General features: G+C 70.3%; 19 protein-coding genes. 10 read left to right on the forward strand and 9 right to left on the reverse strand.

Annotated features, from left to right (window positions below):
• Positions 1-1,551, forward strand: a 1,551-nt coding sequence (locus D7W79_RS14235; RefSeq protein WP_120525919.1) for a hypothetical protein, incomplete at its 5' end; no start/stop codon positions are given.
• A 645-nt stretch (positions 1,552-2,196) separates the two neighbouring features.
• Here the strand turns inward: D7W79_RS14235 and D7W79_RS14245 are convergent.
• Complete coding sequence (locus tag D7W79_RS14245) at positions 2,197-2,613, reverse strand: hypothetical protein (protein ID WP_120525920.1); 417 nt, start codon at positions 2,611-2,613, stop codon at positions 2,197-2,199.
• Positions 2,614-2,882: 269 nt separating this feature from the next.
• Here D7W79_RS14245 and D7W79_RS14250 point away from each other — a divergent pair, with 269 nt between their 5' ends.
• From D7W79_RS14250 to D7W79_RS14260, 3 genes are all read left to right on the forward strand, one after another.
• Positions 2,883-5,210, forward strand: coding sequence for a DUF1588 domain-containing protein (locus tag D7W79_RS14250; RefSeq protein WP_120525921.1), 2,328 nt, complete (start codon positions 2,883-2,885; stop codon positions 5,208-5,210).
• A 5-nt stretch (positions 5,211-5,215) separates the two neighbouring features.
• Positions 5,216-6,616 (forward strand): DUF1552 domain-containing protein, encoded by a 1,401-nt coding sequence (locus tag D7W79_RS14255; RefSeq protein ID WP_120525922.1) that lies wholly within the window; start codon positions 5,216-5,218, stop codon positions 6,614-6,616.
• A gap of 108 nt (positions 6,617-6,724) precedes the next feature.
• Entirely contained in the window at positions 6,725-7,687 is a 963-nt protein-coding gene (locus tag D7W79_RS14260) for an ornithine cyclodeaminase family protein (RefSeq protein ID WP_120525923.1), read from the forward strand.
• A 563-nt stretch (positions 7,688-8,250) separates the two neighbouring features.
• Here D7W79_RS14260 and D7W79_RS14265 read toward each other — a convergent pair.
• The 5 genes from D7W79_RS14265 to D7W79_RS14285 form a co-directional block, all read right to left on the reverse strand.
• A complete protein-coding gene (locus D7W79_RS14265; RefSeq protein ID WP_120525924.1) occupies positions 8,251-9,405 on the reverse strand; it encodes a glycosyltransferase in 1,155 nt (384 codons plus the stop codon).
• Entirely contained in the window at positions 9,395-10,678 is a 1,284-nt protein-coding gene (locus D7W79_RS14270; protein ID WP_120525925.1) for an O-antigen ligase family protein, read from the reverse strand. The genes D7W79_RS14265 and D7W79_RS14270 overlap by 11 nt, the downstream gene beginning before the upstream one ends.
• A gap of 221 nt (positions 10,679-10,899) precedes the next feature.
• Entirely contained in the window at positions 10,900-12,561 is a 1,662-nt protein-coding gene (locus D7W79_RS14275) for a DUF6178 family protein (protein ID WP_120525926.1), read from the reverse strand.
• Positions 12,562-12,600: 39 nt separating this feature from the next.
• On the reverse strand, positions 12,601-13,221 hold the full coding sequence (gene yihA / locus D7W79_RS14280; protein WP_120525927.1) for a ribosome biogenesis GTP-binding protein YihA/YsxC: 621 nt from the start codon (positions 13,219-13,221) through the stop codon (positions 12,601-12,603).
• Positions 13,222-13,232: 11 nt separating this feature from the next.
• The gene (locus tag D7W79_RS14285) at positions 13,233-13,748 is read right to left on the reverse strand and encodes a multiheme c-type cytochrome (RefSeq protein WP_120525928.1); all 516 of its coding nucleotides are present in this window, start codon (positions 13,746-13,748) and stop codon (positions 13,233-13,235) included.
• Positions 13,749-13,883: 135 nt separating this feature from the next.
• Here D7W79_RS14285 and D7W79_RS14290 point away from each other — a divergent pair, with 135 nt between their 5' ends.
• The 6 genes from D7W79_RS14290 (at position 13,884) to D7W79_RS14315 (ending at position 22,862) form a co-directional block, all read left to right on the forward strand.
• Positions 13,884-14,366: a hypothetical protein gene (locus D7W79_RS14290; RefSeq protein ID WP_120525929.1), complete on the forward strand. Its 483-nt coding sequence runs from the start codon at positions 13,884-13,886 to the stop codon at positions 14,364-14,366.
• A 3-nt stretch (positions 14,367-14,369) separates the two neighbouring features.
• Positions 14,370-14,966 (forward strand): dephospho-CoA kinase, encoded by a 597-nt coding sequence (gene coaE, locus D7W79_RS14295; RefSeq protein ID WP_120525930.1) that lies wholly within the window; start codon positions 14,370-14,372, stop codon positions 14,964-14,966.
• 23 nt (positions 14,967-14,989) lie between these two features.
• Positions 14,990-16,159, forward strand: a complete 1,170-nt coding sequence (locus D7W79_RS14300) for an SDR family oxidoreductase (protein WP_208729731.1) — start codon at positions 14,990-14,992, stop codon at positions 16,157-16,159.
• 561 nt (positions 16,160-16,720) lie between these two features.
• Positions 16,721-21,859: a myxosortase-dependent M36 family metallopeptidase gene (locus D7W79_RS14305; protein ID WP_120525932.1), complete on the forward strand. Its 5,139-nt coding sequence runs from the start codon at positions 16,721-16,723 to the stop codon at positions 21,857-21,859.
• Positions 21,860-21,981: 122 nt separating this feature from the next.
• Positions 21,982-22,377: a MaoC family dehydratase gene (locus D7W79_RS14310; protein ID WP_120525933.1), complete on the forward strand. Its 396-nt coding sequence runs from the start codon at positions 21,982-21,984 to the stop codon at positions 22,375-22,377.
• Positions 22,378-22,379: 2 nt separating this feature from the next.
• On the forward strand, positions 22,380-22,862 hold the full coding sequence (locus D7W79_RS14315) for an FAS1-like dehydratase domain-containing protein (RefSeq protein WP_120525934.1): 483 nt from the start codon (positions 22,380-22,382) through the stop codon (positions 22,860-22,862).
• An 18-nt stretch (positions 22,863-22,880) separates the two neighbouring features.
• Here D7W79_RS14315 and D7W79_RS14320 read toward each other — a convergent pair whose 3' ends face one another.
• The 3 genes from D7W79_RS14320 to D7W79_RS14330 all read right to left on the reverse strand — a co-directional run.
• The gene (locus D7W79_RS14320) at positions 22,881-23,666 is read right to left on the reverse strand and encodes a tetratricopeptide repeat protein (RefSeq protein WP_120525935.1); all 786 of its coding nucleotides are present in this window, start codon (positions 23,664-23,666) and stop codon (positions 22,881-22,883) included.
• Positions 23,667-23,669: 3 nt separating this feature from the next.
• The gene (dnaK, locus tag D7W79_RS14325; protein ID WP_120525936.1) at positions 23,670-25,517 is read right to left on the reverse strand and encodes a molecular chaperone DnaK; all 1,848 of its coding nucleotides are present in this window, start codon (positions 25,515-25,517) and stop codon (positions 23,670-23,672) included.
• Between the two features lie 18 nt (positions 25,518-25,535).
• Positions 25,536-26,322, reverse strand: a 787-nt coding sequence (locus tag D7W79_RS14330; RefSeq protein ID WP_147441924.1) for a tetratricopeptide repeat protein, incomplete at its 5' end; no start/stop codon positions are given.

Consider the following 26,322-nt stretch of genomic DNA (forward strand, 5'->3'; position numbering starts at 1 on the left):
GGGCTGGAGGCAGGGGACTCCGGGGCGCTGCCAGAGGTCACGGAGGTCCAGGCGCGGATGGAGGCGGCCTGGGGCACGCGGGAGGTGAAGCAGGTGCTCCCTCCCGGCCGGACTCCGGGGACGCAGCTGGACAAGGAGCCCCGCCCCGACCTCCTGACGAACGTCGCGGGCACGCTCTACTTCGTGGTGCAGGAGGAAGATCAGCGCATCGCGCTGTGGAAGAGCGACGGGACGCCTGGGGGCACCGTCGTGGTGAAGGCGTTCCCGCCGACGAACGCGCTCCTCGGGGGCCTGCGGATCACCGGCATGACGCCGCTGGGCTCGCGGCTGTTCTTCCACTTGTACACGCCGGAGCTGGGCTGGGAGCTCTGGGTGAGCGATGGCACGCCCGAGGGCACCCGGCCCGTCGTGGACCTCGCGGCCGGGCCCGCGGATTCGAACCTGTATGGCTTCACGGAGCTCAACGGCGCGCTCTCCTTCTTCCGGCAAGCGCCCTACGGCCAGGGCTTCACGCAGCTGTGGCGCTCGGATGGCACCACGGCGGGCACGGTGCTCCTGCGGGACTTTGGCCGCTTCACCAGTACCTCCGGTGAGGTGCTCCCCTCCTCCGGCCTCCGCGTGTTCTTCACCGAGGACTTCGAGGAGACGGTGCGGCTGTGGCGCACGGACGGCACCGCGGCCGGGACGTTCCAGCTGAAGGACTTCGGCATCCCGGGGCTGTACACGGGCACGGTCGTATGGACCCAGCGGGTCGGGGACTCGATGCTGTTCGTCCTCCGGGACGCGGTGAACGGCACACGCCTGTGGCGGACGGACGGTACCGCCGCGGGGACCCGGATGTTGAAGCGGCTGGATGCGTCCGCGGACGTGAGCATGGGTATTCCCCAGGTCGAGGACGACACGGTGGTGTTCACGTTCACCGACGCCGGTCCGAGCCTGGAGGTCTGGAAGACGGACGGCACGGAGGCCGGCACGGTGCGGCTGGACGCGTTCGGCCGGGACGGACGGCTGCTGGGAGTCGTGGGTTCCTATGCCACGGTGCTCACGCTCACCGATGACGAGCGCTACCTGAAGCTGTGGCGGCTGCCGCTGGCCGGAGGCCCCAAGCAGGGCGTCACGGTCCTCTCCAATCCCTACACGGACGACCCGAAGGCCGTGCCGGGCCTGCGCAACGCGGTGACGGTGGGCAACCGCATCTACTTCGCCCAGACGCTGGGCGCCCGGGTCCAGACGCCTCGGGACGTGGAGCTGTGGGTGACGGATGGCACGGCGGGCGGCACGCGGCGGCTGTCTTCAGGCCTCACCCGGCCGGATGTGTTTCATTCGCCGCTCATCGCGCTGGACTCCGGCGGCCTGCTGTTCTCCGCGAAGGGTAATGTCTGGGTCACGGACGGGACGGTCCAGGGCACCCGCGCGGTGGACTCGCTGACCGCGAACAAGGCGCCAGCGGAGGCGGCTGCCTTTACGCGCGTGGGGGAACAGGTCTTCTTCCGCGCCTTCCCCGGCGCCCCCGGCTTCTCGCTGTGGGCCGTCCCGGCCACGAGCCCCTGAGCCAGGACCCGTTGCACGGTGCGCAATCCCAGACGATCAATGTCTTGAATTGCGCACCCACATGCCCTCAAGGACGGTTCGCCCGTACTCCAGGAGCAGCCACGTTGCCTCCGCGACCGAGCTGGCAAGGACCTCCAGCGGGACTCAGAGCGACGACCCCGGCACGGCGCGTGGTGCCGGCGTACTCGAACAGTGCTCCGTCGACCGGCCCGACGACCCACTCGACGGCGCCGTCGTTCACGCCATCATTCAGCCCGATCCGCAGCGTGTCCGGGGGCCGAAGGCGGAGCGGAAGCGCACCTCGACCAGCGCACCGTCCGCGAGCGTCGCGACCATTGTCCTGGCCGGCCCCTTCGGCAAGCCAGGCGCCGCCTGCATGGCCAGGCGCGGTGCGGACTCCGACATCTCGTGGAAGGCGAGTGACCACTGGATCTCTCCATCCAGCTTGCCGTCCTTGCGTGTGGCGTCGAGCCGCAGGAGGGCTGACGCCGGAGGTGCTGCCCACCCTGCCCTGGAGCCCGCGCCGCCCGCGAAGCGGTTCCGGCCTTCCGAGCCGTCACCGTCCTCGCGGGCCCGTGGCTCAAGTGGGTGGCCCTGTCCTCGGCGGGAAGCCTCACCGCCGCGGCGGCCTGGGGGTGGAGTTGATCAGCAGCCGCAGGCGCCGGCGACCGACTGGTATTGATATTCCGTGTGCGTGTAGTTGCCCGCCTCGTCGAAGCACACGCGGTAGCTGGACTGCTCGATGTAGGTGCCCGGCTTGTCGTAACGAACGGGCGTCTCGCCGTCAGGGCACACCGGGATGAGGGACTGGGCGTCGCCTCCCTTCAGCCACGGCTCGCAGCGCCACTCGTAACCACACCCCGGCCTGGCATCACAGTACGTCGCGCCCGTGTTGGTCCATTCGGACCAGTTCGCACAGGAGCCCAGCGCGGCCTCCGTGGTCGCCAGCGTCGCCTCCTCGGCCGCGGCCTCCTCGGGCGTCATGGGCCCACCGCACGCCGTCAATGCCAGACCCACGCACACTCCGGCCACCGCACGCAGCAACGAGACTCCAGCCTTCATGGATGACTCCCTGGTCCGAGGGGGCACCGGAATGGCGCCCGGCCTTCCGACAAGGCCGCATGTTAGGCAATCTGGGTTTCCCAGACCACAGCCCGCCTTCCATGTTTTTCCGTCAATAACGGCCGATTTCAAAAACACTGTCAATTGACGACTGGCAAGCCATTGTTTCACCGCCGCCAGCTCGCGACGCGGCATGGAGCCGCCCTGCGTGAAGCCGTTTGGCGCAGCTTGCTTGTTCTTCCACCTGCCGTCCGTGCCAGACTGGCCGGATGAACCGCGTCCTCTTGCTGGCCGGACTGCTGAGCCTCGTTGCGTGCAAGGGCAACATCGGGCCGAGCACCAACAACGGAGACCCCAACAACCCAGGGGAGCCCGGTGGGTCCGGGGGAAACCTGGCCGCCGCGTGCGTGGTGCAGTCGGTGCTCGCCAACCGCTGCGCCAGCTGTCACGGCGCGCTGCCGACGCAGGGGGCGACGATGCCGCTGCGCACCCTGCACGACATGCGGGTGAGCTCGGCGATGGATGGGAAGCTCAGCAACGCCCAGCGCGCGCTCATCCGCATGCGCGACGACGCGTCTCCGATGCCGCCGGCCCCGCATGAGCGCGCGAGCACGGCCGAGCGCACCGCGCTCGAGACCTGGATCAAGGAGGGGATGCCCCTCTGCAATGGCACGGACGGCCCAGCCGCGACCGTGGTGCCCGAACCCAACCTGCTCAATCAGTCCGCGCTCTTCACCTGCACCGAAGGCGCGCGCTCGGATGCGCCGACGCGCATCCGCCGCGTGAACCGGCGCGAGTTCACCCGCAACGTCGGTGGCTCTGTCGAGCGCAGCTGGACCGGGTTCAGCTTCTACGACAACCCGCTCGATCCCAGCGCCATCGAACAGTACAGCTCCTGGGCCACGGACGAGACGCTGGACGAGGCCACGGTGGAGCTCTTCCTGCCGGTGGTCGGCGAGGCCGCCGCGCCGTGGACGATGAACTACCCGGACGGCAACCGGATGGAGCGTGTCTTCACCGACAACCGCTTCAGCTGCATGTTCAACGACGCGAACCCGAGCGACACCTGCAAGCGCTTCCACCTCGGCCAGATGCTCGAGTTCGGCGTCTTCTTCCGCCCGCCCACCGAGGATGAGCTCACCCGCCTCACCGCCTTCGCGACCGCGGTCATCGCGCAGGAACCGAGCTACTCCCCGCAGAACCGCGCGGACTCCATCACGCGGATCTCCAACGCCGCGTGGATGATGACCGGCGCCATGTTCCGCCGCGAGATGGGCGGCAAGCCGGCCGACGGTCGCGTGGAGCTGACCAGCCAGGAGCTGGGCTCGCAGCTGGCCTACGCGCTGGCAGGGCGCGCGCCCTCGGCCACGCCGAGCTTCGTATGGCCGTACTACTCCGCGCCCCTTGAAGGGCATCTGGCGGACGTGGCCCTTGCCGCGAAGGACGGCTCGCTCACGCAGGACGCGACGACCACCGCCCTGATCAAGAAGTACCTGGGCGGCGTCGACACCAATGAGAACGGGACACCGCGCTTCGATCTGGTGCAGGACTACAACGAGGAGCAGCGCTCCAAGCGCGGGCAGTACTGGCTGGGTGACGGCGTCGCGGGCTTCTTCCGCGAGTGGCTCGGCTACGAGCACGTGTCCGCGGTGTTCAAGGAGTCCCCGGCGGCGACCTCGCGCTTCGAACTCGAGGGGCTCGGCTACATCAGCTCGGTCTCGTACGACAACCTGCTCACCAACTTCCATCCGCTGGAGCCGACCTTCATCCAGCAGTTCGACGATCTGATCGCGCGGGTGGTCGTCGAGGATCGGGACGTGCTGGCGAACCTGCTCACCACGCGCACCTTCTACGTGCCCTCCATGCAGAACGCGGCGTACGACTCGCATAAGGGCCTCTCGTTTCCCTACAACGTCAGCGAGATCCTCCCGGCGACCGTCGCGGGCCGTTGGAAGACGCTGCCCGCCACGGAGCGCGCGGGCGTGCTGACCCACCCGGTGTGGCTGGCCGCCCACGGCGGCAACTTCGAGGACGATCCGTCCATCGTCCACCGCGGCAAGTGGGTGCGCGAGAATCTCCTATGCGGCTTCGTCCCGCCGCTCAGCAGCGTGCAGGTGGCGGCCAAGGTCGGCCCTCACGCCGCCGACAAGAACGCGCGCCGCCGCCTGCAGGAGGCGACCGCCGGAGCGCAGTGTCAGGGCTGTCACCGTCTGATGGAGCCGCTCGGCCTGCCCTTCGAGATCTACAACCACGCGGGCTTCCTGCGCGCGCAGGATCACTCGACCAGCGGAGGCTGGACCACGCCGGACGGAAGCTCGACGCTCACGTCGATGCCGGACTCCGCGCTGGACGGCCCGGTGCGCGACGCGGTGGAGTTGAGCGAGCGACTGGCGACCTCGCCGTACGTGAAACGCTGCTTCGTGCGACAGGCCTTCCGCTACTTCATGGGACGCCCGGAGAACCTGAGCGACGCCTGCACGCTGACGCGGATGGAGCAGGCCTATGATCAGAACAACGGCTCGTTCTCCAAGATGCTGACCACGCTGATGACCAGCGACACCTGGAAGACGCGGCGTGTGCCGCAGGCTGGAGAGTGACTGCCATGTTCTCGCGACGAACCGTCCTGAAGGGCATGGCCGCCGGCCTCTTCGCGCCCTACTTCCACGACGTCTACGCCCAGTCGTCCGCGTTGCCGGCGCGCCTGGTGCTGGTCCTCGAGTGCAATGGCGTCTACCCCCGCGCGCTCCTGAGCACGGGCACCCGCGCGGCGCTGGGTGGCAGCGCCAACAACGCCTCCGAACGCCTCTTCTGGGACGCGTACAAGGACACGCCGCTGGTGCGTGAGGGCGACAATCTCGCCAGCGCGATCAGCCTCGGGCCGCTGGCGGCGTCTTCCGGCAACATCGACCTGGTGAACCGCTCCGCCGTGCTGCTGGGGCTCTCGAGCCTCATCGCGGGCGGCGGGCACTCCAGCGGGACGGGTGCGCTGAGCTGCGCGGTGAACGGCGCGGGCGCGACCTTCGACGCGGTGATCGCACCCCGCCTGCGCCGGGGTGCCCCGTTCGACGTGCTGCGCCTGGGCACCAGCTCCGCGCGCGTGTCCATCGTGTACGAAACCTGCGCGCTCGGGCCCCGCAAGCCCGCGGGAATCATCGTCAACCCGTCGCTCGCGTTCGACAGCACCTTCGGCTCGCTGCTCGGCGGCTCGACGAATGGCCGCGATCGCAAGATGCTCTTCGACTTCGCGCTGGCCGACTCGCGCAAGGCGCTGGCGGAGTTCAGCGGCAACTCCAACGAGCGGCTGAAGCTGGAGCGCTACGTCTCCTCGCTCGAGTCGCTGCGCACGCGGGAGGACCAGCTCGCGGGCATGGCGGACCGCGTGCGGCCCTACCTGCCGCTGGCGCCCAAGGACAACCCGCTCCTCACCGGAGCAGGCTCACCGCCCGACTCGCTGAAGTGGTTCGAGGCGCAGTTCCAGATCGCCACGGCGGCCCTCCTGGGCGGGCTGACGAACACGGTCGTGCTGGCGACGGGCACCTCGGGCTTCGACGTGTCCTACAGCCCGGACGTGAGCGACGTCCCGCGACACAGCCTGCAGCACGGCCTGGATGCGGGGCAGAACTGGGATCGCGTCGCGGAGGTCACCCGCCGCCACGTGCAGCTGGTGGCGAAACTGGCGAGGACGCTGGCCGCCACGCCCGAGGTCGGCGCGAGCGGCTCCATGCTGGATCACACCGCGATCGTCTTCATGTCCGACAACGGCGAACAGCACCACTCCACCTCGCGTGAGTGGCCGAAGCTCGTGGTGGGCGGCAACGCGCTGGGCCTGAAGACGGACGGCCGCACGGTCGTCTACCCGAAGTTCGACGCGGCCCGGAACCGGCAGGTCTCCAACCTCTTCAACACGCTCGGCCACGCGTTCGGAGACGCGGACTTCAACACCTTCGGGCAGGAGGGCAGCACGCGCATCGCGCCGGGACCGCTGAGCGAGTTGTACGGCTGAGCGACCTCCAATCCCAGACATGCCTGCCCGTCGGGCGAAGTGCCTCCGGCGGGCAGTTGGGGAGTGACGGTCCTTGGGGGGCGTTGCGTTCTTGGGTATAGCGCGCCCATGCCCACCCTCCTCCTCAGCGCGAAGGACCTGCGCGGCCTCTACACCGTCGAGCTCGGTCTGGAAGCCGTCGAGCGTGCGTTCCTGGCCCATGGCCGCGGCGACGCGCTCATGCCCCCCAAGGTGTACCTGTCCCTGCCGAAGTACGACGGCGACTTCCGCGCCATGCCCGCGTTCCTCGACGGCGCGGCCGGCGTGAAGTGGGTCAACGCCCATCCCCACAACCCGCGCAAGCACGGCCTGCCCACGGTGCGCGCCGTCTACGTCCTCAGCGATCCGGACACCGCGTCCCCGCTGGCCATCCTGGACGGCACGCTGCTGACCGCGTGGCGCACCGGCGCCGCGGGCGGCATCGCGTCCAAGTACCTGGCCCGGAAGAAGCCCCGCACGCTGGGCCTCGTGGGCTGCGGCGTGCAGGCGCGAGTCCTCATCGACGCGCACCGCGCCCTCTTCGGGGACCTGGAGCTGCTCATGGCGGACGTGTCCACCCAGGCCGCGGAGGCGCTCCAGAAGGAGAAGGGCGGCCGCGTGGTGAGCCTCCAGGAGGCCTCCGGCGCGGACATCGTCTGCTCCGCCACGCCCGCGCGCGCCCCGGTGGTCCGCCGCGAGTGGGTCCAGGCCGGCGCCCACATCAACGCCATGGGCGCGGACGCCCCCGGCAAGCAGGAGCTGGATCCGCGCCTGCTCGTCGAAGGGCGCGTCTTCATCGACGACGCGGAGCAGGCGCTGCACTCCGGCGAGGTCAACGTGCCGCTGCACGACGGGCTCCTCCAGGCGGAACAGCTCGCCGGCACCCTGGGTGAGGTCGTCGCCGGCCGCAAGCCGGGCCGCACCGGCACCGAGATCACCGTCTTCGACTCCACCGGCCTCGCCGTGCAGGACGTGGCCCTGGCCCGCGCGCTCTACGACGTCGCGCTCGCCAGGGGCGTGGGCCAGAAGTTCGAACTGGTCGAGGACGCCTAGGCCCTCAGGCCGTCTCCCACCCGGTGCGTCCTCCACGCGGGGAGGACCCGTCAGGACGCCCGGGTGTGCAGTGGTCGCTGTGAGGCAAAAAAGAGAGCGCTCGCCGGCACCTTGGAGTTTTACCGGCGAGCGCCCCGGGCCGCGTGCCGACTGGCAGGGCCTCGTAAAGTCGCGGGCGGATGTGAAGCGGCTCGAAAGCCTGGCCCCACGCCACCTTCATGTTTCCTGCCGTCCGCCCCGCGTCCCGTGTCTCGGGCCCCGCGCTCGGCGTCCGCTTCCCTCAAAACCCCTGCGCATCCGCGGCGATTCCTGCACCCGCCTGATCCGCCACCGCCAGGGTGGGCACTCGCCGCTGCACCGGCAACGCCCGAGGCGCCATTACCACACCCTGCCTACCAATCTCCACGAAAATCGCGCTATTCCCATCTATAATCCGCGCACACGCGGATCCCACGGAGGGAAGCACCTCCCCCTTCCTACGAACGCGCCCGCCCCCAATTGCTTGAGGACGGGCGTGGATTATCCGGATCGGTCTGACATTTCCCGGCCCTGGAGGGCGGGTTTCAGCCTGGGGGCAGCCCTGCCACCTGGCGGTAAAGGGCGTCATGCCGGCGCACCATCTTCTCCAGGGACAGCTCCCGGGCGACGAAGCCCCGAGCGGCCTTGCCCATCTTCCGGGCCTCCTGGGGGTTGGCCAGCAGCCGCCGGAAGGCCTGGGCCAGCTGGGCGGGCCGCTCCGGCTCCACCACCAGGCCGCGCTCGCCGTCCGTGATGAGGTCCGGATTGCCGCCCACCCGCGTCACCACCATGGGCAGCCCGGCCGCCATGCCCTCCATCACCGCGTTGGACATGCCCTCCGCGGTGGAGCACAGGACGCCGAAGGTGGCCTGTCCGTAGAGGGCCGGGACGTCGCTCCGGTGCCCGAGGAAGTGCACCCCGTCCGCCACTCCCAGCTCCTGCGCCATCTTCTCCAGCGCCGGCCGGCGCGGCCCGTCTCCCACCAGCCACGCGTTCAGCTTCGTCCCCTCATGACGCAGCATGGCAAGCGCGAGGAGCAGGTCCTCCTGCCGCTTCACGGGGTGGTTCATGTTGGCGACGTGGATCACGGTGGGCGCGCCGCCGGTGTCCGGGATGGCGGCCTTGAGCCCTTCGGCCGCGCGCGCGTCGAAGCGCTGGAGGTCCAGGCCATTGTGGATGACGGAGATGCGCGAGGCGGGCAGCCCCTCCTCGTGGATGAGCAGCTGGCGGATGGCCTCCGCGTTGGCGACGACATGGTCCGCCATGCGCGTCATCCGCGCGTGCAGCAGGCGGCGGGCCTTGCCCTGCCAGTGGGACAGGTCCAGGCGGCCGACGATGACCTTCGCGCCCGCGAGCTTCGCGGCCGGCACCGCGACGATGCTGGAGTAGAAGTCGTGCACGTGCACCAGCTGCACGCGGTTGGCCTTGAGCCAGCGGGACATCCGGTGGATCTGGAACAGCGTGTTGGGCTTGAGCAGCGACCCTTCGAGGGAGAACACCTCCGGCGCGTGGCCCAGCTTCCAGACCGAGCCCATCAGCGGCCCTTCCTCCTCCAGCACCGACACCTGCAACCGGTAGCTGGAGGGCAGGCCTCGCAGCAGCTCCAGCACCTGGACCTCGGTGCCGCCAATGTGAAACGACCGGGTGAACTGCACCAGACGGAGGGGCTCCTGCCCCATCCGCGCATCCTCACGCCGCATGCCCAGACCCCTCCCACGTGGCCACCGGTGCCTGGTTCAGCGCCGGCTGCCTCCCCACCGCCAGGGCGCGCTCCCGTGCCTGCGCGATGCGGTGCGCGCTCGCGGCCAGGCCGAAGAGCACGTAGCAGTGCGCGGACAGGATGTAGCCCGAGAACAAGTCACAGATGAGATAGCCCGCCACCGACGCGGACAGCGCCCGGGCCAGCCACCCCATTTCCGAGTCCGCCGACGCGGCCACCGCCCCGCCCACGGCCCCGCCCGAGAACACCAGGAAGCACAGGAGGCCAATCCACCCGAGCTCCCCGATGACGTCGAGGAAGATGTTGTGCGCCACGTAGGCGCGGTGCGCTTCCGGCGGCGCGTACTGGAACCAGGCGTAGCGGAAGCCGCCCGCGCCCACGCCCAACAGCGGCTTGTCCAGGCTCATGCGGCTGGCCACCTGCCACGCGTACACGCGGCCCATGGCGGACGCGTCCTCGTGGAACGTCGCCACCGTCTCGTTGCGCTCCCAGAAGCTCTTGGGCGCGAACACCATCAGGCCCAGCACGAACACGCTGCCCAGCACGATGGCCTGCATGCGGCGCTTCTCACGGATGGCCCACATGGCCATCGCCACCGACAGGCCGATGAAGCCGCCGCGCGAGTGCGACAGCACGATGGCCACCACCGCCAGCACCGCGGACACCGCGCACAGCAGGCGGAACACCCACGGGGTGCTCTTGCGCGCGAGGAACGCCACCGCGAGCGGCACCACCACCACCATGTTCATGGCCATGTGGTTGGGGTCCGCGTACACGCCGACCCAGCGCGAGCGGAAGCCCTCCACCATGTTCTCGCCGACGATGTACCAGTTGATGACGCCAATGGACGTCACGATGGCGCCCAGCACCATCGCGCCGCACACCACCGCCAGCCGCTTGCCGCTGGTGATGACGTTGACGAGCGTCAGGTAGATGGCCGTGAGCTTCAGCAGCTCCACGCCCTGGAAGCGCGTCACCTCCGGGTTCACGCTCCACGCCACCGAGCAGAACGCCAGCGACGAGAACGCCAGCAGCGCGATGCCCCGCGCGCCGTCGAAGAAGATGGGCTCCGCCTTGCCAATCCGCCGCATCACCATCAGGCCCGCGCCCAGCCCTGACGTCAGCAGCGCGAGCCGCAGCGGCTCCAGCGCGGGGATCCACTCACCCGGCACCGCGTACATCACCGCCGCGAACCCCGCGAGCATGTAGAACGCCAGTACGTCGCGACGCTGCCCCTCCGCGCCCGGTCCCATGTACCCCACCCCTTCGCTGTCGGTCGCTCGTCCCGTCACACGCGTGCCCCTGGCCCTCGTGGATTCCTGGCCGTCTGCGTCTTGCCAGGTGGCAAGAGCCGACAGCTAGCGGGCAAGGGGCAAAGCAGCGCGCGTGCCAGGGGATGGCAGCGTGGGAGGCCTGTATCTTCGGGCGGTTGCGGGATCGCCCCCGACCGCCGGGCCGGGCAAGGCTGAAAAAGCTACGGGACCGGCGCGCTCTCCATCGGTAGGACCGCGGAGGCGATCACGTCCAGGCGCCCCTCGCGCAGCCACGCCGGGCCCAGCTCCGACAGAAGCCGCGCCAGCGTGACGTTCACCACCCGACGCAGCTCCTCGCGCGCCGCCTCCGGCACCGCGGGGGACAGCGCCGCCACCGCGCGCTCCGCCGCGCTCGCGCGCAGGCGCGGGGACTCCGGGGTGCCCTCGAAGAGGCGCTGCCCCAGCTCCGCCGTGCGCCCCAGCGGCACGGGCCGCACGTCCACGCGCTCCTCCAGCACGGCCATGGACACGCCCGCCGCCCACAGCCGCTCCACGCCCAGCACGTCCAGCGACACGCCGAAGCGCGCCAGCACGGTGCGCGCCGCGTCCTCGTTGCCGCCCAGCAGCGCGCCCAGCGCCGCCACCTGGCCCTCCGCGCGCGCGAGCAGCACCTCCGAACCGGCCACCTCCCGGAGCGAGCGGAACGGCACGGCCTCCGCGCCGGGGACGCGCAGGGCCCTGCGCGGGCGCTTGCGGCGGAGGGCCTCCAGCGCGGCGGCCTCCTCCGGGAGCACCAGCGGCACGTCGTCCAGCTTCACGAAGGGCGCCTTGAAGAGGCGGTCCGCGCGGTACTTGAGCTGGAGCGTCAGCGTGAAGCCCACCTGGAAGACGCGGCGCAGGGGCGTGTCGCGCAGCACCTCCGGCGCCTTCGCGGGGTCGCCGCCCGTCAGGTGCTCCAGGCCCAGCGACAGGTAGTCGCGCACCCACTCCCCCACGCGGCGCACGGCGTCCAGGTCGCCCGGGTCGCCCAGCTCCGCGACGAGCACCGCGTTGGCCACCTCCCGCAGCTCGTCCTCCGCGTTCATCCGCTCCACGTCGGACAGGTCCCGGAAGGCCGCCTCCAGGTAGTCCACGTGGCCGCCCGAGGCGGTGAGCGCGGGCGTCCCGCCCCCCGTGGGGCGCGGCGGCACGTCCACGCGGCTGAAGAGGGCCAGGGCGTCCTCCAGCGAGGGGAAGCCCAGGTCGGCGAGGCGCGCGCGGCGGAACTGGAACGCGGTCTCCTCCAGCTCGGAGGGAATCTCCCAGCGCACGGCCTCGAAGAGGCGCACCGCTTCGAAGGGGTTCTCCGCGATGAGGTCATTGACGAGCGCGCGCATGGCGGACATCTCCACGCCCTCCACCTTCAGCTCCACCAGGTAGCGCCCTTCCGGGGTCTCCAGCGTCATGCCCTGCGGGTTGACGTCCGGGTTCTCCTCCAGGTCGTGGACGGCGGTGAACTCCTTGAGGAGCGTCTCCACCACCTCCAGGTCCACCGCGTGCACCTTGCGCAGGAAGTCCTCCAGCTCGTCCCCGCGCGCGGCGCGCAGCCACGTGAGCACCGCGTGCGGATCCAGCTTGTCCTTCGCCCAGCCGCCCAGGTCCACGAAGGTGCGGAACTGCGCGGGTGACGCCAGCTGCACGAGCTCCGTCGTGTCCGCCAGCCCCACCTCCTGGATGGTGACGTAGAGGTCCTCCGCCGGCAGCGAGCGCACCAGCGCCGCCGTATTCTCCGCGTCGAAGAGCGCCGCCACCCGCTGGCGCGGGGACAGGCGCATCAACCGCTGACGCTCCTCGCGGGGCGCGAGGGGCGAACCACCACCATTCGTCTTGCCGTTCTGGGACACGCCGGGGGTGCTACCACAGCGAGCGCGGCCCCGGCAGCCTCAGACGCGGGTGGCCTTGCCGAAGGTGTCCAGCAGCGTGCCCCAGACCTCCTCCACGCCCAGCTTCTCCGTGGAGGAGAACGGGATGACCGCCTCGCGGGGCAGCTCCAGCTGCTCGGCCAGCTTGTGCAGCCGGGGCTTGCGCTGCGCCTTCGTCAGCCGGTCCACCTTGGTGGCCACGACGAGGATGCGGCGGTTGTGCTCCTGGAGGTAGTCCAGCGTCTGCATGTCCTCCGGCGTGGGGCCCACCTCCGCGTCGATGATGCTCACCACCACCTCCAACCGGTGCCGGTTCTTGAGGTAGCTGGTGATCATCGCCTGCCACTGGGCCTTGTCCGTCTTGCTCGCCTTGGCGAAGCCGTAGCCGGGCAGGTCCGCCAGGCGCACCGTGTGGCGCACGCCGTCGCGGTCCAGGTCCACGTCGAAGAAGTTGAGCGTGCGGGTGCGCCCCGGCGTGTTGGACACGCGCACCAGCTTCCGCCGGTTCGTCAGGGCGTTGATCATGGACGACTTGCCGACGTTGGAGCGGCCGACGAAGGCCACCTCCGCGGCATGGTCCGTGGGCAGCCCCTTGAGCTCCACGGCGGTGGTGACGAAGCGGGAGTCGAGGATCTTGATCAAGCGGGGGTCACTTACTTCTTCGCCGTGGCGGGAGCCGGCGTCGTGGGGGCAGGGGTCGCGTCCGCGCGGGTCTGCTTGCGGGCGCGCTCGGCGGACCAGTGGTCGATGGCCTTCAGCGCTTCCTTGAAGTCGAACGGACGCAGGGACGGCGACGAGGCGTCATGGCAGGTGCGGCACTGCTTCTCGGAGGGGTCCACCAGCCCCACCAGCCGCGCCAGCTCCGGGTCCTTCATCACGTAGGACGGAGAGTAGTACTGCCCGCCACCGTGGCACGTCTCGCAGGTGACGGCCGACAGCTGCTGCTCCGCCTGGTCCGGCGCGTGGCAGGACAGGCAGCGCGCGTCCTTCTTCTGCCCTTCCGCCAGCGTCTCCGTCGCACGGGCGTGCTTGGACTTCATCCACGCGTCGTACGCCTCCGGGTGGCAGCCCTTGCAGCTGTCGGGACCCGTGAAGTCCGCGGCGCCAGCGAGGCCACCACACACGGCGAGCAGGAGGGCGGAAAAGACCCGGAAGGCACGAGAAGACATGCCTTGAGCACGTAGCAGAGGCCCCTGGAGGGGGCAAGGCGTCTCGTTCGTGATTGAATACCGGGTGGACAGGCGCGTGGCTTGAGGTAACGGACCTTGAGGCGCGCCTGCCTGATCCGCTAGGGAGGAGTCCAGATGCGGACCCCCGTGATTGCCGTCCTGTTCGCCGTCGCCGTCGCCGCCGTCTCCCTGCCTGCTTCCGCCAAGCCGTGGCAGGGCATTGAACCCGGGTCCTCCAAGAAGGAGGACGTGGTGAAGAAGTTCGGGGAGCCGTCCCGGACCATGAGCCAGGACGGGAAGGAAATCCTGGCCTACTTCGCCAAGGAGGCCATCAAGGGCACCACCCAGGCCCAGTTCAAGGTGGACCCGGCCACCCAGCTGGTGGAGCGCATCGACGTGTTCCCCGCGCCCGTCATCGAGAAGGACACCATCGAGAACAGCTACGGCCCCGCGTGCCCGGCCGGCGCCATGCCCGCCACGCCCTGCTACCTGCGCAAGCTCACGGACGACTTCCGCACCTACTTCCTCTACGTGAAGCTGGGCGTGGCCATCTTCTTCAACGAGGACGGCAAGACGGTGCAGTCCTTCGTCTTCACCACGCCCAAGGCCGCGAAGTAGCCCGTGCACGTCTTCGGCCTGACGGGCGGCATCGCCTCCGGCAAGAGCACGGTGAGCCGGATGCTGCGGGAGCTGGGCGCGCACGTGCTGGACGCGGACGTGCTCGCCCGGGAGGCGGTGGAGCCCGGCACGCCCGGCTTGAAGGGCATCCAGGAGCGCTTCCCCGGCGTGGTGGGCCCCGACGGCCGCCTGGACCGGGTGAAGCTGGGCGCGCACATCTTCGCGGACCCCGCTGAAAGGGCCGCCCTCAACGCCATCGTGCACCCGGAGGTGCGCGCCCTCTTCCTCCAGAAGCTCCAGGCGCTGGAGGCCGAAGGCGTCACCCACGTCGTCTACGACGTGCCGCTGCTCATCGAGACGGGGCTGCACCAGGCCATGGAGGGCGTGGCCGTGGTGTGGGTGCCGCGCGAGGCGCAGAAGGCGCGGCTGATGGCGCGCGACGGGCTGGACGCGGCCCAGGCGGAGGCCCGCCTCCAGGCGCAGATGGCGCTGGACGACAAGCGCGCGCACGCGACGTGGGTCATCGACAACAGCGGGACTCCGGAGGCCACCCGCCCGCAGGTGGAAGCAGTGTGGCGGGCGATGCTCGCGCGCGGCTGACGGGCGGTTATGCTGCGCCGCGCATGAGCGAGACGTCGAAGACGCGGCACGACAGGCCCGGCACCTACTTCATCACCGGCTACCCGGGGTTCATCGGCAAGCGGCTGGTGGAGCACATCGCGCGGGAGGACCCGCAAGGGCTCATCTACGCGCTCGTGCAGCCCAAGGCCTTCAAGGAGGCGCAGGCGCTCGCGGCGAAGGTGACGGGCGCGCGCGTGGAGCTGCTCACCGGTGACGCGGTGGACATGCACCTGGGCCTGTCCGGCGAGGAGTACCAGCGCCTGTGCGAACAGGTGACGGACATCTTCCACCTGGCCGCCGTCTCGCAGCTGGGCGTGCCCAAGGAGACCGCGTGGCGGGTGAACGTGGACGGCACGCGCAACCTGCTGGAGCTGGCGCGCGACTGCGAGCACCTCTCCCGCTTCAACTACTTCTCCACCTGCTACGTGTCCGGCGACCGCGTGGGCGTCATCGCCGAGGACGAGCTGGACCGGGGCCAGTCCTTCCGCAACGCCTACGAGGAGACGAAGTTCCAGGCGGAGCGGCTGGTGCAGCGCGCGGCGGCCACCCTCCCCGTCACCATCTTCCGGCCGTCCAGCGTGGTGGGCGACTCGCGCACGGGCGAAATCGATCGCTTCGAGGGCCCGTACTACCTGGGCATCCTGCTCGTCACGTCCCCGCTGGTGGTGCCGCTGCCCCTGCCGGGCAACGGCGTCGCGCCGCTCAACGTCGTGCCGGTGGACTTCGTGGTGGAGGCCGTGTGGCGGCTGTCGCGTGACGCGCGGGCCCAGGGGCGCACCTTCCACCTGGTGGACCCCAACCCCATGAGCGCGCGGCGCGTGTATGAGCTCATCGCGGAGAAGGCCCACAAGCGGCTGCCGCGCTTCAACCTGTCCGCGCGCGCCGCGGACGTGATGCTGCGGCTGCCCGTGCTGGAGAAGCTGGCGCGGCCCCAGCGCGCCGCCATCAGCTACGTGAACCACCTGGCCATCTACAACTGTCACAACACGCTGGAGCTGCTGGACGGCACCGGCGTGCGCTGCCCGCCGCTGTCGTCGTATCTGGATCAGCTCGTCGCCTACGTGCGTGAGCAGTACAAGCAGCGCAAGGAAGGCGCGGAGGTGGAGGATCCGCTCGACCACGGACCGCTGCCTTCACCTGACGAGGTATCGGCGCCCCGCACGCGCCGCTGAGCAGGGTTTGAACCCGGGCGCAAGGTGCGGCGCGGCGCCCGTCACGCGCTCGCGTCCGCCTGGCTGCTACGGCTTATTCCAGACTGACAATTGTTACTGGGTTGCTAACGCAAGGTTGAGGGGCCCCCCCTCTTTTCAACGAAACAGTGTCCTGGTTAGCATGCGCTCCCACTGAACCTGGCGCGGTGAACACAACCGCCGCCAGAAGAGTGGGTTGGAGAGCAGCGCTTGCCGGTGACCGTTGACAGTCGATTCGAGTGGGCCGCCCCGGGTTCGGGTGTCGCGCCCCGGCTGTCCGGCCTGTCGAAGCGCTCCGCACCCGCCCCGTTCGTGTTTCAGGTCCTGTCTTTCCACGCGGGCCTGCGCCTTCGCGCCGTCCATGCGACCTCTGGCGTTGGGAAGCGTTCCCTATCGGGCTGTTGTCCACCCACGGCCCGCCATCCGTAAGGGGATGGCCCGCCGCCCCCGGCGGTCCTCTCCTCATGCAGTCGTCGTCTCTTGAAGTTCCGTCACTCGCAGTCCCCTCGTCCGGCAGTTCATCACCCCCAAGAAGGAAGGCGCATGCGTCTCAGGGAAAAGCTGTTGACCAGCCTGCTGCTGGTGCCCATCGCGGGTACCAGCGCGTGGGCCAAGGAGCGGTCGAACTACGACGCGTTCCTGGAGCAGCGGGAGTCCCGCTCGCTCGCCGTTGACTCCAACACGGCGGTGTCCCGCGGGCTTCGCATCGAGCAGAGCGAGCAGCGGCTCGGCGTGCCCACGTTCGCGTGGGCCACTCAGGACGGTGCGCAGTCCAAGTCCGTCATCCGCTCCGGCATGACGGCGGAGAGCGCGGCGCGCGCGCACCTGCAGAACGTGGCGGACAGCTACCGCCTCACGCGTGAAGACGTCTCGGGCGCGAGCCTGCGCTCGCTGCACAACACCGGCAAGGGCGCCATCATCGCGACCTTCAACCAGTCGGTGGGCGGCATCCCGGTCTTCCGCAACGAGATCAAGGTCGTCATGGGCCAGGACCTGCGCCTGGTGGCCGTGAGCGGCTACCTGGCTCCGTCCGAGCTGGGGCTCGCCGCGCGCGCCAAGGCGCGTGGCGCCTTCAACCTGGGCGCCGCGGACGCGGTGTCCGGCGCGTTCAAGGACCTGACGGGCTCCGGCACGCAGGCCACCTCGTTCGTCAACGCGGGCACGAAGGGTGACTACACCTTCTTCGAACTGGCCCCGTCCGCGAAGTCCGCGCTGCCGCAGGACCTGGCCGTCCCGGCCCGCGCCCGGCAGGTGTACTTCATGCTGGCCGGCAAGCTGGAGCCGGCCTGGTACGTGGAAGTGAACGCCGGCCCGAAGGCCGCGCGCTCCAGCCAGTACTACGGCTACGTGGTGTCGGCGGCCACCGGCGCGGTCCTCTTCCGCAACGACCTGTCGGCGGACGCGGGCACCGCGTTCACGTACAAGGTCTGGGCGGAAACGACGGCCCCGTTCCTCCCGGACGACGGTCCCCAGGGCACCGACGCGACCCCGCACCCCACGGGCACGCGCGACGGCTACCAGGCGCCTCTGGACCGCCCGCAGCAGGCCGTCTCCCTGTCCAACAGCCCCTTCAGCAAGGACGACCCCTGGCTGCCGGCCAACGCCACGCAGACCACGGGTAACAACGTGGACGCGTACGCGGACCTGGTCGCGCCGGACGGCTTCACGCCCGGCAGCGCCGACCTCCGCGCGGAGACGACGAGCGACAACACGTTCTCGTACGTCTACGACACGACCAAGGCCCCGGGCACCAGCCCCGAGCAGATCAAGGCCTCGGTGGTGAACCTGTTCTTCGTGAACAACTTCCTGCACGACTGGTACTACGACTCCGGCTTCGACGAGGCCGCGGGCAACGCCCAGGCGTTCAACTTCGGCCGTGGCGGCTTGGACGGTGACCCCATCCAGGCCCAGGCGCAGGACTACGGCGGCCGCGACAACGCGAACATGAGCACGCCGGCCGACGGTGCGTCGCCGCGCATGCAGATGTACGTGTTCAACGGCACGCCCGTGCTGTCCCTCACGGCGCCCGCGTCCCTGGCCGGTGTCTACGAGGCCACCTCCGCGAGCTTCGGCAAGCAGGCCTATGACACGACGGGCGACATCAAGAACGCCCCGGCCGCCAACCTGAATGGCTGCGTCGCGTTCGACGCGGGCTACTTCACCGGGAAGATCGCCCTCATCGACCGCGGCGCGTGCGACTTCAACGTCAAGGCGAACAACGCCCAGAAGGCGGGCGCGATCGCCACGGTCATCGTGAACAGCACGGACGGCAGCCCCATCCCCATGGGTGGCACGAACGCCGCGGTCACGACCCCGGCGCTGATGATCACCAAGGCCGCGGGCGCTGCCTGGAGGGCGGCGCTCGCCACCGAGACGCTGACCGTGAAGTTCCTGCGCGAGCCGAACCAGGACCGCGACGGCACGCTCGACAACGGCATCATCGCGCACGAGTGGGGTCACTACATCAGCAACCGCCTCATCGGTAACGCCGCGGGCCTGAGCAACAACCAGGGCCGCTCGATGGGCGAAGGCTGGGGCGACTTCCACGCGATGCTGATGCAGGTGCGCGCGGAGGACCAGGCCAGGGCGGGCAACAGCAACTGGCAGGGCGTCTACAGCACCGCGGGCTACGTCACCAGCGGCGGCAAGAACCAGGGCTACTACTACGGCATCCGTCGCCTGCCCTACTCGACGGACATGAGCAAGAACGCCTACACGTTCAAGCACATCGCCAACTTCACCACCCTGCCCGGCGAGCTGTCCGCGGGGAGCACCGCCAACAACGCCGAGGTCCACAACAGCGGTGAGGTGTGGGCCACGACGCTGTGGGAGTGCTACGCGAGCCTGCTGAACGCGTACCCGTTCCCGGAGGCGCAGGACCGCATGAAGCGGTACCTCATCGCCGCCTACAAGGCGACGCCGAACGCGCCGACCTTCACGGAAGCGCGTGACGCGGTGCTGGCCGTCGCCCTGGCGAGCGACCCGGCGGACTACTCCCGCTTCGTCAACGCCTTCGCCAAGCGCGGCCTGGGCTTCGGCGCCAAGTCGCCGGACCGCGATGCGTTCGACCACATCGGCGTGGTGGAGAGCTTCGCCTCTGGCGGCAACCTGGAGGTCACCCGCATCGCGCTGACCGACAACGCGGGCGGCTGCGATCAGGACGGCATCCTCGACGTCGGCGAGCAGGGTGAGCTGAAGATCACCGTGCGCAACGTGGGCGGCAACGGGCTGAGCGCCTTCTCGGGCACCGTCAGCACGACCAGCACCACGGCCACGCTGGAGTTCCCCAACGGCACCACGGTCAACGTCCCCGCCCTGTCGCGCGGCGCGGAGGCCACGGTCACCGTGCCCGTCAACGTCACCGCGGTGTCCGGCTCGCCCGCGCGCGCCGGCCTGAAGGTCACCTTCGACTCCAACGAGATCCCGGCGGCGTCGAAGACCGTGACGTTCGATCCGCGCGTCAACTACGACGACGTGTCGGCCACCAGCAACACGGAGACCTTCGAGTCCGGGCTCGCCGGCTGGACGGTGTCGCGGAACCTGTCGGCCTCCGGTGACTTCACGCTGTCCGGCACGCCGGCGAACCACTTCGTGAACGGCAAGGACCCGGGGACCATCGCGGAGACCACCATCACCAGCCCCTGGCTGTCGGTGGACGACGCGGCTGACTTCGTCCTGAGCTACAAGTACCGCCACTCCTTCGAGTTCGACTCCAACGCCTCCTACGACGGCGCGGTGCTCGAGTTCACGGTCGACGGCATCGACTGGATCGACCCCTGGGATCTGTACCCGGTGGTGGACGCGGATCCGGGCTACGTGGACTACATCGCCGCGGGGGGTGGCAATCCCCTCGAGGACCGCGCCGCGATGGCGCAGGTGAGCACGGGCTTCCCGGCCTTCAAGAGCGCGAGCATCAACTTCGGTGACTTCTTCCCCAGCCTGGGCCTGAAGAACGTCCGCTTCCGCTTCCGCATTGGCGGCGACGCGGGCGTGGGCGGGTACGGCCTGGACCTGGATGACGTGAAGTTCGAGGGCGCCACGGCGGTGTTCGCGAGCCAGCCGGATCAGCCGGCCTCCACCGGCACGTGCAACGTGCCGCCGGTGGCCAACGCGGGTCCGTCGCGCGTGGGCACGGGGGCGGTCGCGGAGGGCACGCTCGTCAACGGCGTCCTCAACCGCACCACCATCCGCCTGAACGGCACGGGCAGCATCGACCCGGATGCCGCCGTGGGCGACACGCTCACCTACAACTGGACGCAGGTCGGCGGCGCCACGCCGGTCACGCTGACCGGCGCGGACACCGCGACGCCGAGCTTCGTGGCGGACGTGGACTACAACGACGTCATCACCTTCCAGCTCGTCGTCACCGACGCGACTGGCAAGGCCAGCGCCCCGAAGACGGTGGACATCCAGATCAACAACGTGAACCAGCCCCCGGTCGCCGCGGCTTCCGCGCCGGCCTCGGTGAACGAGGGTGACACCAACGTGACCCTGGACGCGTCCGCGTCCACGGATGCGGATACGGTCGACCAGGGCGTCCTGACGTACGCCTGGGCCCAGACGGGCGGCACGCCCAAGGCCACGCTGGCCAACGCCACCAAGGCGAAGGCCACGTTCACGGCTCCGGAAGTGACGGCGGACTCGCAGCTGACCTTCACGGTCACCGTGACGGACGGCAGCGGCGCGAAGGCCACCAAGGCCGTCGCCGTGACGGTGAAGAACGTGGACCGCGCTCCGGTGGCCAACGCCGGCGCGGACATCGAGGCGGATGCCCGCTCCACGGTGACGCTGGCCGGCTCCGGCTCGGATGCGGACGGCACGGCGGTCACCTTCCTCTGGGAGCAGACCTCCGGCACCACGGTGACGCTGACGGGTGCGGACACGGCGACGGCGAGCTTCACGGCGCCGGACGTCAGCGCCCCCACCGAGCTCAGCTTCAAGCTCACGGTGACTTCGGCCGGCGTGTCCACGTCGGACCTGGTCAACGTCACGGTCCGCAAGGCCAACCGCCACCCGGTGGGCCAGGCTCCGGCCGCCATGGACGCGGACGAGGGCAGCAACGTGGAGCTGGACGCTTCCGGCATCACGGATCCGGACGGTGACGTGCTCACCTACGCCTGGACCCAGGTCGGTGGTCCCTCCGTGCAGGCCACGGGCGGCTCCTCCGCCGTGCTGAAGTTCACGGCGCCGCAGGTCCAGGCCAACACGGCCGTGGCCTTCAGCCTGACCGTGACGGACTCCGACGGCGCCGCCTCCGGCCCGTTCGTCTACACGGTGAACGTGAAGCAGGTGAACCAGGCGCCGGTCGCCAAGACCCGGGTCATCTCGGGTGTGCGCGGCGGCGAGCTGGTGAAGATGGACGCCTCCGGTTCCACGGATCCGGACAACGAGGCGCTGACCTACACCTGGACGCAGACGGGTGGCCCGTCCGTGACGCTGACCGGCGCCAACTCCGCCGAGGCCAGCTTCACCCCGCCGGCGAAGAAGACGCTGGAGAACTACACCTTCACCGTGACGGTGAAGGACGCGGCCGGTGCCACCAGCACCGCCGAGCAGAAGGTCTCCGTGCCGAAGTCCGACGACGGCGGCGGCTGCTCCTCCACGGGCGGCTCCGCTGGCGGCATGGCGCCGCTGATGGCGCTGTTCGCGGCGATGGCGCTCGCGCGCCGTCGCAAGGCGTAAGCCGGCGCTTCATCCTGAAGCCCTGAAGTGACGGGGGCGGTCCTCACCTGAGTGGGGGCCGCCCCTTCTTCATTTCCGGCGGACGTCCGCGGGCGGAAGGATGCGGTAGGCTCGCGCGCCTCATGGCACGCACGTTCCAGGTGGGAGACACCTTCACCCACGTCCGCCAATGCGACCGGCTGCGGCCGGTGTATTACGCGGGCGCTTCCGGGGACTACAACCCCATCCACATCGACCCGGAGGTGGGAAGGCAGGCCGGCTTCAACGGCGTCATCCTCCAGGGGCTCTGCACGCTGGGCTGGGCCGTGGAGGCCGTGGCCGTCTTCGTGGGCGACCCGGGCCGGGTGCGCCGCGTGAGGGTGCGCTTCTCCCGGCCGGTGCTCCCCGAGGACACCGTCACCTTCCAGGGCCGCGTCACCGCCGTCGCGGACGGCCGGCTGACGACGGAAGTCTCCGCCACCAACCAGCGCGGCGAGCCCGTCCTCCGGGGCGCCGTCGTCGAAACCTCGCTCGGATAGCCATGGCCCTGGACCCCAAGTTCGTCGGCCGTGCCTACGGCCCCTTCACCTACGAAATCGGCCGGGAGAAGCTGCGCGAGTTCTCCCTCATCCTCGGCGGCTCCGTGCCCTCCGCGGGCACCTTCGGCGAGCCCCCGGCGCACGTGAGCCCCCTGCTCTACTCGCAGGAGGCGGCGCAGGCCGGGCCCTACGGCGACGTCATCGCCTTTCCCAGCTTCGCGGTGGTGTTCGCCATCCGCCCCTTCAGCGCCGCCATCGCGGACCCGGAGCTGGGCGTGGACCGCGTGCGGCTGGTGCACGGGGAGCAGGAGCTGGAGTTCCTGGGCGTGATGCGCCCCGGGGACGTGCTCACCACCACGGGCCAGATTACCGAGCTGTACCGCAAGGCCGGGATGGACTTCCTCGTCGTCACCACGGAGACGCGCAACGCGAAGGGCGAGCCCGTGGTGCGCGGCGTCTGGACGGCCGTCATCCGCCCCGCGTGACGCCAGCGGCGGCGCGGCCTACTCGCCGGGGGCGATGATGCCCTCGTCGAGCAGCTGCGCGAGGATGCGCGCGGTGTCCAGGCGCGACATGCCCGACAGCGCGAAGAGGTCGTCGAAGCTCACCGCGCCGTCAATCTGCGCCAGCACGAAGCCCGCGCGGTGGTCCAGGTTGAGCCAGATGATGTCGTCCGGCTGAAGCCGCACGCGCGGCATGCGGTTCAGGTCCCCCAGCCGGGCCTCCAGCATGGACACCAGGATGCGCTCGCTGCGGTCCCTCAGCGCCTCCACGCGCGGGTTCTCCGGCGCCAGCGACTGCGCCCGGCGCAAGAGCTCCACCGCGCCGGAGTGGTCATCCAGCGCCAGCAGGTCCTCCGCTCCCCGCAGCAGGCTCTCCACCTCCGAGCCCTCCGGCAGCCCGCCCGCCGGGGTGAAGGTGTCCGGCAGCCCGAACTCCTGCGTGCGGTGCGCCTCCGCGATGAGATCCAACGCGTCGCCGCGCATCCCCGTCCCTTCGGGCAGGCTCACGGACTCGCGCAAGGGGGCCTCCACGGGGCCCGGCTTGGAGGGACCGGTCCAGGCGCCCCAGTCCACCTCCTGGTCGGGGCTCGCCAGGTTCCACCCGGTATCCCCTCCGGCGCTCCCCTGCTCCGGTGAGCCGTCCCGCCCCAGCAGCCGGCGCGCGCGCGCGTTGGCGGGGTCCAGCTCCAGGGCCCTCGCGAACAGCTTCTCCGCGCCGGCCATGTCGCCACTCAGTCGCAACAGCAACCCGGCTTCGACCAGCGCCTTGGCCCGGAGCGCGTTCATGGGCTACCTCCCCGGCGTTCCGCGCGAGCCGGCCGAGCGCAACAGAGGCAGGCTCTGGGCCAGGGCCTCGCAGGCCCGCGTGAGCGCGCCCACGTCCTCCGTGCCGCGCGCCTGGCGCGCATGGTCCAGGGCGGCCTCCGCGCGGGCGACGACGTCCGGCGACAGGCCTCCGGCCCCGGGCATCAGCCGCACGCGGGAGAGCGCGTCCACCAGGTCCCGGGCCAGGGTGTCCAGCTCCACGCGCTTGGACTTCAGTTCCTCCGTGTTGCGCGCCGCCACCAGCCAGTCGCGCTGCTCCTCCATGATGCGGCGCAGCTCGTCCTCGGTGAGGCCGCTGGAGGCGGTGACGGTGATGGACTGGCGCAGGCCCGTGTCGCGGTCTCGCGCGGACACCGACACGATGCCCTCCGCGTTGATGTCGAACGTCACCTCAATCTCCACCTGCCCGCGCGGCGCCTCGCGCAGGCCGGTGAGGAGGAACTCGCCCAGCAGCTCGTTGTGGTGGGCCAGCTCGTGCTCGCCCTGGAGCACCATGATCTTCACCGTGCGCTGGAAGTCCTTGGAGGTGGCGAACACCTCCGTGGCGGACGTGGGCACGGTGGTGTTGCGCGGAATCAGCCGGCGCACGTAGCCGCCCGCGATGGCCACGCCCATGCTCTGCGGCGTGACGTCCAGCAGGAGCAGCTCGCTCTCCTGCCCCACCAGGGCGTGCGCCTGGATGGCGGCGCCCAGGGCGACGACCTCCTCGGCGTGCACGCCCTTGCAGGGCTCGCGGCGGAAGTACTGGCGCACCTGTTCGATGATGCGGGGCATGCGCGACATGCCCCCCACGAGGATGACCTCCTTGAGCTCCGAGGGGCGCACCTTCGCCTCGCCCAGCACTTCGGACGTGATGCCCACCAGGCGCTCGCCCAGGTCCGCGGTGAGGTCCTCCAGCTTCTCGCGGGTGAGCGTGGACTGCAGGTGCAGCGCGGCGCCTCCGCCCGGCGGCGTGCAGATGAAGGGCAGGTGCAGCTGCGTCTCCTTCACCGACGACAGCTCCACCTTCGCCTTCTCCGCGGCGTCCTTCAGCCGCTGCAGCGCCATGCGGTCCTTGCGCAGGTCGATGCCGTGCTCCTTGGCGAAGCTGAACACCATCCACTCGATGATGCGGTGGTCCCAGTCCTCGCCGCCGAGGAAGGTGTCACCGCCGGTGGCCACCACGTCGAAGATGCCGTTGTTGATCTCCAGCACCGACACGTCGAAGGTGCCGCCGCCCAGGTCCAGCACGGCGATCTTCCCGTTCACCGTGCGCCCGAAGCCGTAGGCCAGCGCCGCCGCGGTGGGCTCGTTGATGATGCGCAGCACCTCCAGCCCCGCGATGCGGCCCGCGTCCTTGGTGGCCTGGCGCTGGCCGTCGTTGAAGTAGGCCGGCACGGTGATGACGGCCTGGGTGACGGGCCGGCCGAAGTGCGCCTCCGCGTCCGCCTTCAGCTCCGCGAGAATCATGGCGCTGACCTCCGGCACGGCGAGGTCGCGGCCCGCCAGCCGGATGCGCACGTCGTCGTGCTGGCCGCATACCACCTGGTACGTGAGCGCGCGCATCGCGTCCTGCACCGGGTGCGAGGAGAACTTGCGGCCGATGAGGCGCTTCGCCGCGGACACCGTCTCCTGCGGGTTGGTGATGGCCTGCCGCTTGGCGATGCCGCCCACCAGCCGCTTGCCGTTCTTCGACACCGCCACCACGGACGGGGTGAGGGGCTGGCCGGTGCGGTTCTTGATGATGATGGGCTGACCGTCCTGCACAGTGGCGACGAGGCTGTTCGTCGTCCCCAGGTCGATGCCAATCAGCGGTTCGGGCTCAGCAGCCATGGGGACGCCTGCACCTCATCACGTGAACGTCCAGCGCAGCTTCTTGAGGGCGGCGCGAGCGTCGGCGTTGTCCGGATCCAGGCGCACGACGTCCTCGAAGTGCAGCTTGGCCTGCTTCTTCTGCCCCGCCACCAGGAGCAGCTGCGCCAGCAGCAGCTGGTAGTCCGCGCGCCCCGGCTTCAGCTCCACCGCGCGCTGCGCGAGCTTCAGCACCTCCTGCGGGTCCTGCGTCAGCTCCCGCCCCACGCGCGCCGCCTGGTAGGCCGCCTCCGGGTTGTCCGCGTTGAGCGACACGGCCAGCTTGTAGGCCGCCTGGGCACCGGCGAAGTCGCCGCGCATCTCCAGTTGCTGGCCGCGCTCCACCTCCGCCTGAGCGCGGTGCAGGTCGTGCTTGCGGCGCGCCTCCACCAGCAGTTGGGAGACCTCGCGGTTCTTCGGGTCCAGGCCCAGCACGTGGTTGAAGTCCTGGTAGGCCCGCTCAAAGTCTCCGCGCGCGGTGGCCGCCTTGCCCCGGGCGATGAGCTCCGTGAGCTTGTGGCTGCGCGCCATGTACGGGTGGCGCGCGAGCCGGGCCTGGCGCTCGGCGCGGCGGGCCTCGGACTCCGGATCATCCGCGGGCGCGGCGGCCGGAGGCGGCACCGCGCCGAAGGCCCCCGAGGGCGGACGCGCCCCCGATGCGGCGGGCGGCGTCACCGCCGCGAAGGTGCCGGAGGACGTACGCGCGCCCGAAGCCGCGGGCGGCGTCACCGCCGCGAAGGTGCCGGAAGGCGCGCGCGGGGCCGGGGCGGCCGGCGGCGGAGTGGCT

The sequence above is a fragment of the Corallococcus exercitus genome (assembly GCF_003611585.1).
GTDB lineage: Bacteria > Myxococcota > Myxococcia > Myxococcales > Myxococcaceae > Corallococcus > Corallococcus exercitus.